This window comes from Flavobacterium sp. 103, assembly GCF_003096795.1.
Classification (GTDB): Bacteria; Bacteroidota; Bacteroidia; order Flavobacteriales; family Flavobacteriaceae; genus Flavobacterium.
Genome location: NZ_QENX01000001.1, coordinates 255,659 through 273,765, shown reverse-complemented (window position 1 = coordinate 273,765; position 18,107 = coordinate 255,659). Strand labels below are relative to the sequence as shown.

Genomic DNA, 18,107 nt, shown 5'->3' with positions numbered 1-18,107 from the left:
ACTAGATATTAAAAATAATACTGAAAATGAAAAAACTGCTATTATCATTCTCCTTATTTTGTGTTGCAATAGGTTTCGCGCAAGATAAAAACAACTTCCCGAAAGAGGAAAACAATCTGATATTGCAGGCTCCCATCAGTTCGTGGGATGAAGCAATTCCGTTGGGAAATGGACTAGCAGGTGGGCTTTTATGGGGAGGAAAAAGCACAATTAAACTTTCGCTCGACAGAGGTGATTTGTGGGACGAACGCACCAATGGACCAAAAGATTGGTGGAAAACCCAAACTTGGATTAAAGGAGGTAATATGTGGGAAGATGCCTATTATGGCGCTTATCCAACCAAATTGCCAGCCGGTGGAATCGAATTTACTTTAAATAACAATACTGTCAAATCGTTTGAATTAGACAAACAAAAAGCAACTGGAATAGTTCATTTTGTGAATGGAAAACAGGCTAAAGTTTTTTTTAGTGCCGTAAAATCGGTTGCAATATTTCGTATTTCGGATCAGGATTTGAAAGGATTTGAAGTTTTGAGTCCATTGCAGGTTTCGGCGAAATATAGAGGAAAATCGGCAGGACCAGATAGTCATTCGGTAAACGCATTGGGCTATCCTGAAGCAACAAACGGTGTGGAAGCTAATGCCAAATGGTATGTTCAACAGGCCGCCGAAGGATTAACCTATTGTGTTTACACCGAGACCCGTCACGTAAAAGGAGAATCGATAATTGCCATTTCCATTACGACGAATCGTGACGGTGGTGATCCTATTGTATTGGGAAAACAACATTGCACGGAAGCACTCAACGAAGGAATCGATAAATGCTTTTCGGAGCATGTAAAATGGTGGAAAGCATTTTGGGGACAGTCACAAATCAATCTGCCCGAAAAAAGGATACAGGATTATTACACATTTGCCCGCTATTTGTATGGTTCAGGATCAAGAGCTGATGCACCACCAATGCCTTTGCAAGGTGTTTGGACTTCTGCGACTGGTAGTTTACCACCATGGAAAGGCGATTATCACAGTGATTTGAATACCCAAATGACTTATATCGCTTATCAAACTGCAGGAAATTTTGATGAAGGCAGCAGTTACCTGAATTTTCTTTGGAACAAAAGAGACCTTTGGCGTGCTTTTGCAAAAGATTTCTATGAAACGCCTGGATTGGCAGTTCCCGGCGTGATGACGGTTGCAGGGCAGCCTTTGGGGGGGTGGGCAGCTTTTAGTTTGTCTCCTACGATGACTTCGTGGAATGCGCACTTGTTTTACCTTCATTGGTTGTATACTGCTGATGATACTTTTTTGAAAGAACGCGCCTATCCTTGGTGTAAGGAAGCAGCCGAGTGTTTGCGCGGACTTCTAAAACCGGATAAAGATGGTAAATTAAAATTATTGCGGTCTTCATCGCCTGAAATATTTAATAATAAATGGTTGGAACCCAATACCAATTATGATTTGATGAGTATAAAAATGCACTTTTTGGCTGTAGCCGAAATGGCAGAAGCACAAGGATTAACTTCTGAAGCAAAATCTTGGAACGAATTGGCCACCAAATTAGGCGATTTCCATGTGGCTCCCGATGGAGAATTGATGTTGGATTCAAAACTACTTTTGAGAGAACATCATCGTCATCTTTCGAATATTATTGGAATTTACCCTTTCAATCTTATTACTGTTGAAGGAAGTAAAGAAGATCAACGAAGAATCAATACGACTTTGAATCGTCCAGAATGGAATGCACCAAAACACAACGAATGGTGTGGGTATTCCTGGGTATGGATGGCCTGTATGCAGGCACGTGTGGGCAATGCCGAAAGTGCTTACCATCATCTGGATGTTTTTGAAAAAGCTTATATTTTGAAAAATGGTTTCCATGTGAATCAAGACCAAACTCCAGATGAACGTTATGGTAGTGGAGGAGGAAAACCATTTACATTAGAAGGTAATTTTTTAGCGATGCAGGCCGTCCAAGAAATGCTGTTGCAGAGTTGGAGTGCAACTCCTGGTAAACTCGATTCGGGGGTTATCCGAATTTTTCCGGCCACGCCAAAAGAATGGGCAGATGTTTCGTTTACCGATCTGAGAGCCGAAGGCGGATATAAAGTTTCGGCTACCCGAAAAGAAGGTAAAATAAGTTCTTTCAGCATTACTGCAAAAAAAGCAGGAACTGCTAGAATAAAGGACAATTTTGAAGGAAAAACGCCTAAATGGAATTCTAAAAAAGTAAACCTTCAAAATGGTATTTATGAAATTAATTTGGAACCTGGAGGAAAATTAGAAGCGAAGTTTTAAAAAGAAATACAGGCGAATAGAAATAAACAAATAATAATGAAGAAAATTATTTTTACAATGCTGTTGGGAACATTGTTTTTTAACAATTGTGTTACAGCACAGAAAATAGAAATTTTTGATGAGGTAAGAGTTAATCACGATGAAAATCGTAAGGATTTTTCAACTGATAATAACGAAAATATCTACTACGGTGGAGGTCAATATGTGTTTAAAAAAGTGACTTTCCCAAAACAAAAATTGAATACCAAAGTTGAAATCAGCGTTACCGTAATATCAGGAGGGGATCGCTACGACCGTGCAGGGTCTATTTATGTACTTCCTGTGGACAAGAACAATTCGCTTGAGGATGTCGTAAAAAACAAAAAGTTTGCTTCTAATGAATATACCAAAATCAAAACAATTGTTCCAGAAGGAAATTTTTCACCAACCATCGAATTAATGCGTTTTATGACCACATTCGGTATTGGTTTTTTTAGTAATGATTCGTTGCAACGCAAACCTGTTTACATTCCGTATTGGGAAAGGGAAGTGAAATGGAAAGAAGATATTTCGCAATTCTCCACTTTATTGCAAGGCGAAGTTTGGATTGGTGTTCACATTGGTAATTATACCAAAGGAGGACATATTGTAAGCGCATCAATCAATCTTACTCCAAGTGAATTGAGTTGTGATATTGCCAAAAATAAAGTGATTGTATCCATATTAAACACGGATCCTTTTGGAACCAACCAAGGAAACGATGAACTTTTTGCCTATAAAGATTTTCAGGTGGAATTCAATTTGCCAAAAGGGGCCAAAAACGCAAAATTATATTATATCACTACCGGTCATGGTGGTCACAGCGAAGGTGACGAGTTTGTCAAAAAACAAAATATCGTAAAAATCGATGACAAAAAAGTAATTGATTTTATTCCGTGGAGAGATGATTGTGCTAGTTTTCGTCGATTCAATCCGGGAACCGGAGTTTGGTTGAGAAAACGTGTGGCGCCCTATATACAGGAAGATAAAGGGACTTATACAACCAAAGAAATCGAAGAACCTATTGCGAGTAGTGATTTGAGTCGTTCCAATTGGTGCCCAGGAAGTAATGTTCCCGCGATGGTGGTTCCTTTGGATTTGAAAGAAGGAAAGCATACGGCAGTTTTCAGCATTCCGGAAGCGCAAAAAAATGCCAACGGAACTTCAAATCACTGGATGGTGAGTTCTTATATCGTTTACGAATTATAAAATAAAATCATTCGAAACAATAAATCATTATCAAATGAAATGAGCATGATTGTTAATTTGGTCGCAAATACCAATGAAGATATGCGAAACGTAGTTCGATGGCTCTAATAAAATGATAACAACCATCAATTACATATGACAGATAAAAAAATAGTAGCTACATATGAAAAAAGCATTTTTACTTTTATTGTTGCCATTCCTTTGTTTGGCACAAGCACCTTACCGGGTTTCGATTATACCAAAACCTCAGAAAATAAGCTTTAGCGAAGGAGGTTATATTTTGAAAAATGGTTCGACAGTAGCTGTAACCGATGCGAGTCTTGCCCCTTTGGCAAACTATCTCGTGGTAACAATCGGGAAAGAAAACGGTTTGGATTTGAAAATTTCAAAAGATACAAAAGCCGATATTACACTTTCATTAGGTTTCAAAAACGAAAAAGCGGAAGCTTATAAAATGGGGGTTTCTGCCGATGGAATTGCAATTAGCGGAGCTTCACCAGCTGGAATTTTGATGTCTGTTGCCACATTACAACAACTTATTCCCGTTGGCGCAAGGCAAACTAAAGTGCAGTTTCTGAAAATGGAAGATTATCCAAAATACAGTTACCGTGGTGCACATTTGGACGTAAGTCGTCATTTTTATAGCGAAGACGAAGTCAAACATTTCTTGGATTTGATGGCAAGATATAAACTGAACAAATTCCACTGGCATTTGACAGACGATCAAGGATGGAGAATCGAAATCAAAAAATATCCACTGTTGACCGAAAAAGGGGCTTGGCGCAAATTGAACAATCAAGACAGAGATTGTCTTAAATTAAGCAAAGAACAAGATAACAGCGATTTTAATTTGCCCAAAGAACATTTAAAAATCGTTGGAAATGACACACTTTATGGTGGATTTTATACTCAGGAACAAATCAAAGGGGTGGTGAAATATGCCAAAGAAAGAGGTATTGATGTTTTACCCGAGATCGATATGCCGGGTCACTTTATGGCGGCAATCATCGGTTATCCGTATCTTTCCTGTAAAGGAGGAGCGCATATGGGAACTACTTTTTCTGATCCATTGTGTATTGGAAACCCAGAATCTTTGAAATTGGTCAAAGAAATTTACACCGAAGTGGCTGGTTTATTTCCTTATGAATACATGCATTTGGGCGCTGATGAAGTAGAAAGAACCAATTGGAAGGAATGTCCAAAATGCCAGGCGAAAGTAAAAAAAGAACATTTGAAAGGTGTTGAAGAGTTGCAGGCTTGGTTTGTTCACGACATGGAAAAGCATTTCAATAAGTTAGGTAAAAAACTCATCGGTTGGGATGAAATTTTAGATGGAGGATTATCACCAACAGCGACTATAATGTGGTGGAGAAATTGGGCGCCAAAAGCGATATCAACAGCTACAGAGCAAGGAAACTTGGCAATTTCAAGTCCGTGTTTCGAAATGTATTTTGATTTACTCGAAGGACCAACTTCTTTGGAATCGGCCTATACGTTTGAACCGTTGAAAGGGCTTACGCTAAAACAATCGAAGAATGTGATTGGAATTCAAGGGAATCTTTGGACAGAAACCGTTCCGACAGTACGTCGTGCCGAACATCAGTACTTCCCAAGAATATTTGCACTTTCAGAAGGTGCTTGGAATGGAGGAAATCGCAATTGGGATGAATTCAGAAGTAGAGTGGTGAACGAAATCGAATATTTGGATGCCAAGAAAATCAATTACCGTATTCCGAACCTAACAGGTTTCAACGATTTGAATGTTTTTATAGAAAACGAAACCGTAAATGTAAATTGTATTTTACCGAATATCACTGTACGATACACTACCGATGGCTCGATTCCACACTCGAATTCAACAAAATACATTGCGCCGTTTACGGTTTCAGAAAGTACAAATTTTAGTTTTAGATCCTTTCGTCCCGACGGAAGTGGCTCGGAAGTGTATAAAGCTGAATTCCGCAAGGAAAGTTATTCAAAAGCCTATGAAGGAGCTTTTACTGGTGATGGAATCGTAGTAAAAGAATACGAATCGAAATCGAAAAAATGTGCTGAAATCAAAAACAGCAAATTGGTCAAAGAATCGAAAGTGGAAAGCATGGAAATGCCAAAAGACTTTAAAGGATTTGCAGGGCTGATTTTTGAAGGTTATTTTGAAGTTAAAGCCGATGGAGTTTATACCTTTGAATTGGCATCCAATGACGGTTCGATGTTGTATGTGGATGGTGCAATGGTTATAGACAACGATGGACCACACGGAAACAAAGCCAAGACTGGTCAAAAAGCGTTGGCGAAAGGCTGGCACAAAATGGTGTCTGAATATTTTGATTTGGATTCGGGAGGAAACATTTCGGTTAAAATCAAATCAGCCGATGTTAAAGAATTCACGGTGATGAGTCATTTTAAAAATTAGTAAGAATACGTATTGGCTTGAACTCGAAAGCAAATATCACTTTTACAGGATAGATTTTTGTACAAAATTTTACAAAATGGCCAAAACTTGAAGTGAAAGCGGGAACAGAGGTATCGGTTTCATTAAACAATAATGGTACTGTGAAAAATGTGAAATAATTGATTTTTAAAAAATTAATGATAATAATGCCAAATAAAACTATAAACCATGAATACTAAGAAGAAATGGATTTTTTTGACTTTGCTAATGAGTATCTTTTCTATAGGTTACGGGCAGGGACAAAACAAAAATTACCCTTTCCGTAACCCGGATTTGGATATGGAGGTAAGAATAAAAGATCTAATATCCAGATTGACTCTAGAAGAAAAAGTGAGTATGATGAAACATCAGTCTCCAGCTATCGATCGTCTTGGCGTACCTGCCTACAATTGGTGGAACGAAGCCTTGCATGGCGTTGCTCGTACCAGCGAAATAGTAACTGTTTTTCCTCAAGCCATCGGTATGGCCGCGACTTTTGATAGTGATGCTTTACAAAAAATGGGTGATATTGTTTCTTCTGAAGGACGTGCACTTTTTAATGAAGACTTACGAAACGGTAAAACAGGTTCAATTTACAGAGGATTGACGTATTGGACCCCGAATATCAATATTTTTCGAGATCCACGTTGGGGAAGAGGACAGGAAACTTATGGCGAGGATCCTTATTTGACAGGAAAGATGGGATCGGCAATTGTAAGAGGATTAGAAGGAAATGATCCAAAATACTTAAAAGCGGTGGCTTGTGCCAAACATTATGCCGTGCACAGTGGTCCCGAACATAACCGTCATTCTTTTGATGTTCAACCTTCAAAATACGATTTGTGGGATACCTATTTGCCGGCTTTTCGCGAACTCATTACCAAGGCAAAGGTTCATGGTGTGATGTGTGCTTATAACCGTTTGGACGGACAGCCTTGTTGTGGAAACAGTAAACTATTATCAGATATTTTACATAATCAATGGAATTTTGATGGCTATGTAACTTCCGATTGTTGGGCAGTCAGTGATTTTGCACAATTTCATAAGACACATGCGAACAATACGGAGGCTGTAAGTGATGCTTTGTTGAGCGGAACGGATCTGGAATGCGGCAACTTGTATCAATTATTGGAACAGGGGGTTAAAAAGGGATTACTTTCGGAACGTGATATTAATGTTTCATTAACCCGTTTGTTTAAGATTCTCTTCAAAATAGGAATGTTCGATCCGGCAGACAGAGTGCCTTATGCATCTATTGGCAGGGAAGTAATTGATTGCGATGCACACAAAAAACACGCTTACGAGATGGCGCAAAAGTCAATGGTACTGTTGGAAAATAAGAAAAATGTGCTTCCGCTAAATGATTCTAAAATTAAGAGAATCGCTTTAATAGGCCCCAATGCAGATAATGGTCATACACAGTTAGCCAATTATTTTGGTAATCCAAGTGAGATTATTACACCTTATAGCAGTTTGCAAAAACGCTTTGGAGGTAAGATTAAGGTTGACTATATGAAAGGGGTTAATATTGTCGATAAACTGAAAGATGGATCTTCATTTGCACAAGTAGCGGCACAGGCCAAAAAATCGGATGTGATTATATTCGTGGGCGGTATCAGTGCCGATTATGAAGGAGAAGCTGGTGATGCGGGTGCCGGCGGTTATTCGGGATTTGCTAGTGGAGATAGAACCACCATTGCATTACCACCAGTACAGACAGAACTTTTGAAAGAACTAAAAAAAACAGGGCGTCCATTGATTGTGGTTAATATGTCGGGCTCCATTATGGATTTTCAATGGGAAAGCCAGAATGCAGATGCTATTTTGCAGGCATGGTATGGAGGGCAAGCTGCAGGAGATGCCATTGTCGATGTGCTTTTCGGAAAATACAACCCTTCGGGACGAATGCCATTGACAACTTATATGAGTGATAAGGATTTGCCTGCCTTTGAAGATTATTCAATGGAAAATCGTACTTATCGTTATTTTAAAGGAGCCGTTAGATACCCATTTGGTTACGGGTTGAGTTATACAAATTTTAGCTACGGTCCATTAGAAAATGATTCAGTTTTGCAGACAGGAGCTAACATTCAAGTGAGTACAATAGTGAAAAATATTGGAAATAGGGATGGGGACGAAGTGGTACAATTGTATCTCGTACATCCAGAAGATAACAACAAAAGAATGCCAATCCATTCCTTAAAGGGATTCAAAAGAATTCATTTAAATAAAGGGGAATTTGCTAAAGTAAGTTTTACCCTAACTCCAGAAGAACTCGCCTTGACTGATAGTGATGGTAATTTGACAGAGAGTGCCAAAAAGATTGATATATATATCGGGGGCGGTCAACCTAATAAATCTACAGGTAGTTTTAACTCTCTAACCATTCAAGGGGAACCTTATAAAGTATTCTAATTTTGCCTAAAGAGCAGGCCAATTTTATTATTTAAGCAATAATAGAGGTGAGAAAAATAATTTAGCCTCAATTTCCTGAAATGGTTAAAGAATTAGAAATAATACTTAATGAAAAGTTGGAAGTCAAAAAGTAGTGCAATGATTTTAGTGAAGTATGGGATTTGTTAAAAAAATGTATATTTTTTTATTTTGATTAGATATTTTTTAGAGTTTTAAGTTTTACAGGATTCGGATTGTTTATTGAAATATAGTGAGAAATTATTAAATTGTATTTGTTTTATATGTAGTGTGTTGCGAATTTAATTTAGAAGAATTGGGAGATTAAAAAAAAATGCTCTTTGTGAAAAAAAAAATACTAAAACGTTTTTGTAAAACGTTTTATTGTATATATTTGTTAAAAATAACTTAACTATAGTTTAAGACAGAATTAACACTTTATGAAAAAAATGATCACTATAAAGGATATCGCCAAAGCAGCAAACGTATCGGTAACAACGGTTTCGTTTGTCTTGAATGATAAAGGGGAGAAGATGGGGATAAGTAACGAAGTGATCAAGAAAGTTCTTAAAGTAGCTGAAGATATGAAATACAAACCCAATATGATTGCCAGTAGTCTTAGGACTGGTAAGACAAGATCTATTGGGCTTATTGTGGAGGATATTTCAAATCAGTTTTTTTCTGAATTGGCAAAAGTGATTGAGAGCGAGGCTATAAAATTAAACTATAGAGTGTTTTATTGTAGTACTGGAGGAGATGATGTACGTGCGGTTGAGTTGGTTAACAGTCTGTTACAGGCAAATGTTGACGGTTTTATCATCACACCAACGGCGGGTATGAAAACTACTATTGATCGATTGTTAGAGCTTCAACGTCCTGTTGTTTTGATTGACCGATATTTTGAAGGCCAAAACGTTAGTCACGTAGTGTTGGATAATTTTGGAGGAGCTCAAACAGCAACCCGTTATTTTTTGGAAAAGGGATTAAAAAAAATTGCATTTGTAACTAATTTTTCTCAATTGGTTCAAATGCAGTTAAGGAAAAAAGGATATGCAGATACGTTGAAAGAATTGGGTTTGTATGATGATTCTAGAATTCTTGATTTGGAATACCATATTACCGAAGAAGAGCGAATTGAAAAGATTAGTGATTTTTTGAGTAATACTCCAGAAATTGACGCTGTATTGTTTGGGGCAAATTATCTGTTGCTTGCAGGCTTGCAGTCATTTAAAAAATTAAAAATTAAAATTCCTGCGGATAAAGCAGTGATTAGTTTTGACGACCATGACAGTTTTAGGTTGCATTCTCCGTCAATTACCGTGTTATCGCAGCCAATCGAGGAAATGGGTAAAAAAACAGTAAGATTATTGATGAAGCAGATGAATGATAAAAGTAATTATTTGATCGAGAAAGAAGAAAAAAAAGGAAGCTTAATTATAAGGGAGTCGGTTTAAAACTGATGGCCTTTTTTTTTAAAAGCAAAACTAAAACGATATAGTAAGATTTTTAAAGTATTTAAAGAAAATTAAACAGAATGTTGAATGAAAAAAAACAATTGCTTATGATATAAAAGAAGTAGAGATATGTTAATCTAGTAAACTAATTGTTACCAAAAGCTTGATCAAGAAATAGGTAATATATAATTAAAGGGCCTAGTGTTTAATATTTTTCCAGAAATAAAAACCTTTTAATTTAAATAAATTCAAAACAAAACAAAACCAAACTAATACTAATTATGAGAAAACTGTTATATGAGTCGCTGTTAGTTTTTCTAACGGTGTTGTGCTTCCAAGGTGCGAATGCGCAAAACAAAAAAATCTCCGGGGTAATTACGGATAATGCCAATATGCCAGTTCCTGCTGTTACTGTTAAGGAAAAAGGAACAAAAGAAGGAGGAGCTATTACCGACGAGAACGGACAATTTCAAATTTCTGTAAAAGAAGGTGCAACTTTAGTTGTAAGTTCGATCGGGTTTAAAACTGTGGAAGTAAAAGCTGTTGATGGAGTAAAAATCAAATTAGCCACTGCTACTAACGAACTTGAAGGTGTTACTGTTACTGCTTTGGGGCAATCTAAAAAGAACAAATCGATTGGGTATGCCACAAGTATCATTAAATCGGATGTGATTGTAAAGACAGCTTCACCTAACATCGCTAACTCTTTGTATGGAAAAGCGCCGGGAGTTCGTGTTACCTCTACGCCAGGAGGAGCTGGACAAATCAATATCCAGATTCGTGGGTTAAACTCTATCACTGGTAAAAATCAGCCACTTATCGTTATGGATGGTGTGCCTATTCGTGATGGAGAGGTAAGTAACAATAATTATTGGAATGATTCACGCATTAGAAGTAATGGTTTAGCAGATATTAACCCTGAAGATATTGAGAATATCTCTATTCTTAAAGGAGCTTCTGCTGCTGCATTATACGGTTCTGAAGCTGTTAATGGGGTTGTATTGATTACTTCTAAATCAGGTAAAGGGAAAAAAGGTTTAGGTATTGACTTTAGTAGTAGTTATTCAAGTAACGAACTTGCATACTTACCAAGATTCCAATATGAAAGAGGTCCTGGTTATGCAAATCCTGCTTATGCTCCGTCAGCATATTTGGCTCCAGATGGTTTTGCTCATTACGATGTAGATGGTGATGGTATTAAAGAGACGAGAGGGGTATCAAATGGAAGTTCTAACTTTGGTAACTGGTTCGATGGCAAGCCTATTATGTCTTGGGATGGTGTGGTTCGTCCTTATTCACCTCAAAAAGATGGATACAAAAACTTGTTCCAAAATTCTTGGGATACGACAACAAACCTTGCGCTTACAAACAATACTGATAATAGCAGTACTCGTTTTTCTTATACACACGTTGAATCACAAGGGTTGAGTATGGGTAATTTGAATAAGAAAAATACACTTAACTTGAATACATCATTCAAAACAGGTGAACATTTAAAAACAGATGTGATTGTGAGTTATATGAATCAAAATGTTCATAATCGTGCTATTGCTATGGATCGTTTGATAAATAACTTTACTGGTATGATTAGTCCGTTTGATAATGGTGATTGGTACAAAGCTAAATATAAAACTAGTTTAGGTTATAAATATGTTAGGGGTACAGACCAAAGTTTAACTCCAAACGAAAACATTATACGTAATGGATTCAAAGCGGATGTTGGTGATTATTTCTGGAATACAAATGCTAATCAGCAAGACGAAATTACAAACCGTTTGATTGCAAGTGTTACAGAAACGTATAATATTAACAAGGATTTTGCGCTTCGTGGGCGTGCATCTACTGATTTAACTTCAGTAAATATTGAAACTGAAAATCCGGTGGAAAAACCTTTGGTTTATGGATTTGGAACAGGTTCTTATCAAATGGATTCTCAAGATTACAATATTCTTTATGGCGATGTAATGTTGACTTACAACAAACAAATCAATGAGGATTTCGGTGTAAATGCAGCTGTTGGTTATACAGGATCAACTGAAACAGGTAAAGCTTTATCTCGTTTTACCGATGGTGGTTTAAGTGTTGAAGGGTGGTACGATATGAATGCATCTGTAAATACGGCAAAAAGTACTTCTTCAAAATATGAAGTAGTGAAAGATGCCCTTTTTGGAACTTTGAGCGGGAACTATAAAAACTATTTGTTCCTTGAGGGAACCATTAGAAAAGACCGTACTTCTACTATGAACCCAAATAACAATGCGTTTACTTATCCTTCTGTAAATTCAAGTTTCGTATTATCGGATGCGGTTAAATTGCCGGAGGTTATTAGTTATGCAAAATTACGTGGTTCTTGGGGTATAGTGGGGAATTACCCAGACAGATACCTTGCTAACGTAGCTTTCAATCAATCTACTTTGGGAACTCAAGGGACTACTTCTCCAGTATTGATTACTAATTCAATGTCTGCTTATGGAAATGAGGGTATCAAACCAGAGATGAAAAATGAGTTTGAGTTTGGTTTCGAAACTAAATTCTTAGACAGAAGACTTGGATTGGATTTTTCTTACTATAATGCAAAAGTTAAAGATCAAATCTTGAATTTGACATTGGCACCTACTACTGGAGCTAATAGTATCTTGGCTAACGTAGGAGAATTGAGTAACCAAGGTTTTGAAATCGCTTTGACAGCTTCACCTTTTAGAACTCAGGATTTTTCTTGGGACATCACTTTGAACTGGGCAAAAAACATAAACAAAATTGTAAAATTGGCTAACGGTGCAAATGAATTATTGCATGCTGACTATGATGGATCGGCTGCTCAGTTGAAATCAGTTGTAGGTGAACCAATGGGAGGAATTTATGCTCACCCTGTTAAAACAGATGCTAGTGGTAATAAAATGGTTGACTCTGATGGATTTTATATGATCGATGGAGATAAATGGGAGAAATATGGAACAGCTACGCCTCAAGGTGTTGGTGGTTTGTTGAACACATTTACATATAAAAACTTAACTTTAGATGTGAATATCGATTATACTTATGGAGGTTATTTAATGCCAACAGGGGTTAACTGGATGAAATCTAGAGGATTGACAGAAGAAACTTTAAACTACAGTACTAATGATCGTGGAGGTTTAACGTACTATAAAGATGCTAGCGGTCAAGGTGTTCAAGTTGCTAATAGTCTAACTACTGGACCTAACGGAGAAACATTATACCGTGACGGTATGTTAATGGATGGTGTGACTGCAAGTGGAGCAACAAACACTAATGTTATATCTCAGGCAGGTTACTATAATATGACTTATAACTGGGGAGGTCCTCAATACAGTAGCTCACGTTACGAATTGTATATTCAAAAGAATAACTATATTAAAGTGAGAGAAATATCATTGTCTTATGGATTACCAAGTGTTTGGGCTAATAAAATAGGTGCTTCTAAAATCAGTTTTTCTGCTTTCGGACGTAACTTGTTCTATATCTACAGAACAATTAAGGATATGGATGCAGAGGCAACTACTGCAGGATCTAGATGGTCTCAAAACGTAAATAATTCCGGAACGACTCCTGCAACCAGAAGTTTTGGAGGAATGGTGAGAGTATCTTTCTAATTTTTGATAAATCATAATTTAAAAAAATATAACATGAGAAAATTATTATATATATCATTAGCGTCAGCGGCTGTTTTCTTTGGCTCTTGCTCGCAAGATGATTTTGCGGATGCTTATAAAAATCCTGCAAATGTTGAGACGACTACAGTTGCTAAGCAGTTTGCTGGATTCATGAAAATCAACTATGAGGATGTAATTCCATCATACTGGAATTATTTTACAGTTTTAAGAACAACTTCCCTAACATACACGCAAGCACACGGTTTTACAAACCTAACGGGTCGTTTTGTTCCGGGTGCTGCTGTAACCAATAGATGGGATAGATATTACAAATTCATTACCCAATATAGAGAGTTGGAAAAAGTTATGGCTTCTTTACCTGCAGCTGAGCAGACTGAAAAAAGAATCTTTATGATTACTTCAACTATCTATTTGTATGATCATACAGCAAAAATGGTTGATAACTTTGGAGATATTCCTTTTTCTGAAGCTGGAAAAATTAGTTTAACAGGTGGAGATTATGCTAGTGCATCGGCTAAGTATGATAACCAAACTGAACTATATACCATGATGTTAGATCAATTGAAAGCTTTCTCTACCGAATTGAATTCAATTACTTTGTCTGCAGGAGTTGGTTTAGAATTCAAAAATCAAGACTTGATCAATAAAGGTAACTTGGATAGTTGGAAAAACTATTGCAATTCTTTGCGTTTGCGAATGTTAAACAGAGTTTCTGCAGTTCCTGCTTTTGCAGCAAGAGCAAATACTGAAATTGCTCAAATCATTGCTGATGGAAAAATTGTAGATGAAAACTCAGAAAATATTGCATTCAGAGTTTACACTCAGGATACTGATTTGGATACTTCAGGATTTGTTGAAGCTTTAGAAAGCTGGAACAACAATGTTGCTCCAAAACCTATGATTGATCACATGAATGCTAATAATGATCCTCGTAAACCTTGGTTGTTTGAAGAAGGAGTTAATACAGCAGGTGTTTATACAGGACTTGATCCACTGTTGGCTTCATCCGTACAAGATCAGTTAATCACTGATGGAAAAATTTCAACCTATAATAGATCTGTAATCAGTAGAAACGACTGGTTGCCAGGAACATTAATCAATGCGGCTGAAGTAAACTTAATTCTTGCAGAGTATTATGCAAGAACGGGTAATGCTGGTACGGCAAAAACTCATTTCGAGAAAGCTATCAGACAATCAGTTGAATATTATGTAAGATTAGGGGATAAAGCTGATGATACAACTTGGAAACCAACTACAGAACCTACAACTGCTGAAGTTGATGCTTATATTGCTAAAATCAACTTCGCTGGAGCTGCAACACCTGCTGCTCAATTGCAGTTAATTGCTTTCCAAAAGTATATCCATTACAATATAATGCAAGCTGATGAATCTTGGGCTGAACAAAGAAGATTAAAACTTCCAGTTTTAACATTCCAAGAGGATGAGACTAGCAGTATTAGAAAAACACCACCAACACGTTGGACATATCCAAATTCTGAGAGTGTTTACAATACTGAGAATTACAATGCTGTTAAAGCAAATGATAATTTGAGTACTAAAATCTTTTGGGATGTAAAATAAGCTCATTTTTTAGTTAATATTTTTTGTTAGTAATGGGTAAACCCCGGACTCTAGATATTTCTTGAGGTCGGGGTTTTCTTTATATGATATAATGATATATTAAATAACAAATAAATGAAATGAGAAGAATCATATTCAGATTATTACTGATTACCTTGTTTGGATTGGTACAATATCATTAAGTTAAGGATTTCTCTCTAAATTTTTAAAAATTTGGCTCTCGCAAAGACACGAAGGCGCTAAGAAATTGGTTCTAAATTTTGTTTCTTTGCGGCTTCTCATGAACAATTAAGGCTTAACTTAATGACATTGTAATACTGCTACAATTACTGGAAGAAAGTAAAAATCGACACCGATTCCGAGTCGTCTAAATAGTAAAACTACGCACACAGCGATTCGTTAAAAGTTTTGGTATTGGATAATACAATAACCAAAGAAGTAAAATGGTCGGCTTCGTTTAAGAAATAAATCTTTATCACATAAATAAATCGGCGAATCTGCGGTTAATTTTACCGCAGATTCGCCGATTTTATTTTTAAAAGTAATTTCCTTTATTTCTTCCAATTATCGCTCTAAATAGCTAAAATGGACAATTGAGGAAATCTTGAAGTGCTTTAGTTTTACTTGATAAAACTTAGCGGTTGCTCATAGTTAGCAATAGCTGTCAGAGCATTGTAAATGTATTTACAAACCAAAACTGCTCCTTCACTGTTAATTAAAGCAGAATCGTCTTCCGGCGTATGGTATTGCGGGTGTCCGCCTGTATGTAACCCAATAGCCGAAATGTCATTTTTGTAAAAAGTGACGTGATCTGAACCGCCTACATCTCCAGCAAAAACAATCGGATTCAGTCCGCTGCCTTCACCCAGTTTTTTCATCAATTCCACTCCATCAGGAAAAGTGCCTGCACCACCCATATACAGCTCTTTTTTGTCGTTCAATCGACCTACCATATCCATGTTCATCATTACTTTTACAGCACTTTTATCTACAGGGAGGTGATTTACAAAATATTTGGAACCCAATAATCCTTCTTCTTCTCCACTGAAGGAAATAAAAATGATGCTTCTCTTGGTAGTGATTTTATCATTTTGGCATTTCTCCAAAATGGACAACAAAGCCGATACGCCCGAAGCATTGTCATCGGCTCCGTTATGAATTGCTACCGTGTCTTTTTTCTTGCTGCCCGAACCTTTTCCTCCCCATCCCCAATGATCATAATGTGCTCCAATCACGATAAATTCTTTTTTCAAGTTTTCATCAGAGCCTTCTATATAACCAACTACATTTTGTGTGGCTACACTATCCGATTTCATTTTGTTGATGTCTGGTTTTATAAAAACTTTGAAGGACTGATAATAATTGTCATTAAATTTTTTCAACCCAAATTTTTTAAAATATTTTTTGATATAAGCTGCTGCTTCATTGTTGCCTTTTGTCCCAACAAGACGACCTTCTAATTTATCTGAAGCCAAATAACTGTCATGCTTGAGGAATTTTTCAGCTGAAAATGTTGATTGTGCGGTTCCTTTTTCGGTTGCTAGAAAAGCAACGACAAAAAGTAAAATAATTTTTTTAAGCATGTATTTTAGAATTTAATTATAAAAAAAGAAATCCTGCAGGGTTTTTAAAAGCCCCACAGGATAACAAAATTTACTGTATTTGCATTTCGATTATCGTATCTATTGAATCGATTTTCACACCATCCAAGTACACAAAAGTTCCTTCAGGTTGTTGTTTGAATTTCAGTTCTTTTTTGCCGTCCATCAAATAACATTTTTTTATTTTTTGCTTCATTTCAGGTACAAAAATATACTCTGTTTGTTTTGGATTGTTGATGATGTGTGCATACCAGATTTTGTCTTTGGCAGTAAATACACCCCAATCTTGGGTTTTCATTACCCCACCTCTGGTTCCGTAAATGGTGTTTCCGTTTTGCTCCATCCAAGTTCCCATTTCTTTCAATGTAGCCACAAATTCTGGTTGGATTGTTCCGTCGGCCATTGGACCAACATTCAAAAGGAAATTGGCGTTCAAACTGGCTGCATTTATCATGTAATGCAATAAGTCTTTGGTTGATTTGTATTTTCTGTCAGTGATGTTGAACCCCCATGAATTATTCATCGTTTCGCAGGTTTCCAAAGGCAATTGAGAGATGGATTGTCCGCCAAAACCAGAAGTGTTTCCGCCTGGCAAATCTTTTTCAAACGCCTGAAAATCCTCTCCCGCAATTGGAGTCAGGTGATGATTGTTTGAAATCAAACAGTCGGGTTGAAGTGAATGAATCAATTTATAGATTTCATCATAATGCCAATTTACTTTTGAAGACAATGTTTTGTCTGTATCATTATCCAATTGATCCCAATGTCCGTCAAACCAAATTCCTTCGATTTCTCCGTAATTGGTTAGCAACTCAGTCAATTGTCCTTTCATAAAACGAATGTAGCTGTCCCAATCACTTTTTTGAGTTCTACCAGTTCCTTTTCCTGTTTTTCCAGTTTCGTATTGGTAATCGGTTCTAGTCCAATCCAAAAGAGAATAATAGCAGAACAATTTGATGCCTTGTTTGTGGCATTCATCTGCCAATTCTTTTAATAAATCTCTTTTGAAATGTGTATTTGTAATTTTCCAATCGGATAATTTGGTGTCAAAATTGCTAAAACCATCGTGATGGCGTGTTGTGAAAGTGATGTATTTCATTCCTGCCGATTTCGCAATCCCAACCCACTTTTTTGCATCAAAATCCTGCGGATTGAATACATTAATCAATCTGCCGTATTCGGTAACTTTTATGTTTTGATTGTTCATAACCCATTCGCCATTGCCAAGAACACTATATGGACCAAAATGAATAAACATTCCGAATTTATTGTCCTGAAATTCTTTTCTGTTTTTCATATTTCCCTCCGAAGGGGTGTACGTTTGTGCCTGTATTCCCATCCAACTCATCGAGCAGAACAACAGACTAAGTGCCAGTTTTTTCATTTATATTTAAAGGTTTAAGGTTTTTTGAAATAACAGTGTCAATAGGTATTGAAACTGCAATTAGTTAATGTATTTGATAATGATATTATGT

At 36.7% G+C, this 18,107-nt stretch carries 9 protein-coding genes; 7 read left to right on the top strand and 2 right to left on the bottom strand.

Going from position 1 to position 18,107, the window contains the following annotated elements; genetic code table 11:
• Positions 1–26 precede the first annotated feature (26 nt).
• The 7 genes from C8C85_RS01055 (at position 27) to C8C85_RS01025 (ending at position 15,031) form a co-directional block, all read left to right on the top strand.
• Positions 27–2,294: a glycosyl hydrolase family 95 catalytic domain-containing protein gene (locus C8C85_RS01055; RefSeq protein WP_116795417.1), complete on the top strand. Its 2,268-nt coding sequence runs from the start codon at positions 27–29 to the stop codon at positions 2,292–2,294.
• A gap of 36 nt (positions 2,295–2,330) precedes the next feature.
• On the top strand, positions 2,331–3,521 hold the full coding sequence (locus tag C8C85_RS01050; RefSeq protein WP_116795416.1) for a peptide-N-glycosidase F-related protein: 1,191 nt from the start codon (positions 2,331–2,333) through the stop codon (positions 3,519–3,521).
• Between the two features lie 163 nt (positions 3,522–3,684).
• Complete coding sequence (locus C8C85_RS01045; protein WP_116795415.1) at positions 3,685–5,934, top strand: family 20 glycosylhydrolase; 2,250 nt, start codon at positions 3,685–3,687, stop codon at positions 5,932–5,934.
• A gap of 207 nt (positions 5,935–6,141) precedes the next feature.
• Entirely contained in the window at positions 6,142–8,367 is a 2,226-nt protein-coding gene (locus C8C85_RS01040; RefSeq protein WP_116795414.1) for a glycoside hydrolase family 3 C-terminal domain-containing protein, read from the top strand.
• Positions 8,368–8,804: 437 nt separating this feature from the next.
• The gene (locus tag C8C85_RS01035; RefSeq protein WP_116795413.1) at positions 8,805–9,818 is read left to right on the top strand and encodes a LacI family DNA-binding transcriptional regulator; all 1,014 of its coding nucleotides are present in this window, start codon (positions 8,805–8,807) and stop codon (positions 9,816–9,818) included.
• 281 nt (positions 9,819–10,099) lie between these two features.
• Positions 10,100–13,429 (top strand): SusC/RagA family TonB-linked outer membrane protein, encoded by a 3,330-nt coding sequence (locus tag C8C85_RS01030; protein WP_116795412.1) that lies wholly within the window; start codon positions 10,100–10,102, stop codon positions 13,427–13,429.
• Positions 13,430–13,462: 33 nt separating this feature from the next.
• Positions 13,463–15,031 carry a SusD/RagB family nutrient-binding outer membrane lipoprotein gene (locus C8C85_RS01025; protein WP_116795411.1) on the top strand — a complete coding sequence of 523 codons (1,569 nt, stop codon included), beginning with the start codon at positions 13,463–13,465 and terminating at the stop codon, positions 15,029–15,031.
• A gap of 620 nt (positions 15,032–15,651) precedes the next feature.
• Here the strand turns inward: C8C85_RS01025 and C8C85_RS01020 are convergent.
• Positions 15,652–16,614 carry a M20/M25/M40 family metallo-hydrolase gene (locus C8C85_RS01020; protein WP_116795410.1) on the bottom strand — a complete coding sequence of 321 codons (963 nt, stop codon included), beginning with the start codon at positions 16,612–16,614 and terminating at the stop codon, positions 15,652–15,654.
• A gap of 70 nt (positions 16,615–16,684) precedes the next feature.
• Positions 16,685–18,016, bottom strand: coding sequence for an alpha-L-fucosidase (locus C8C85_RS01015; RefSeq protein WP_116795409.1), 1,332 nt, complete (start codon positions 18,014–18,016; stop codon positions 16,685–16,687).
• Positions 18,017–18,107: the final 91 nt, after the last annotated feature.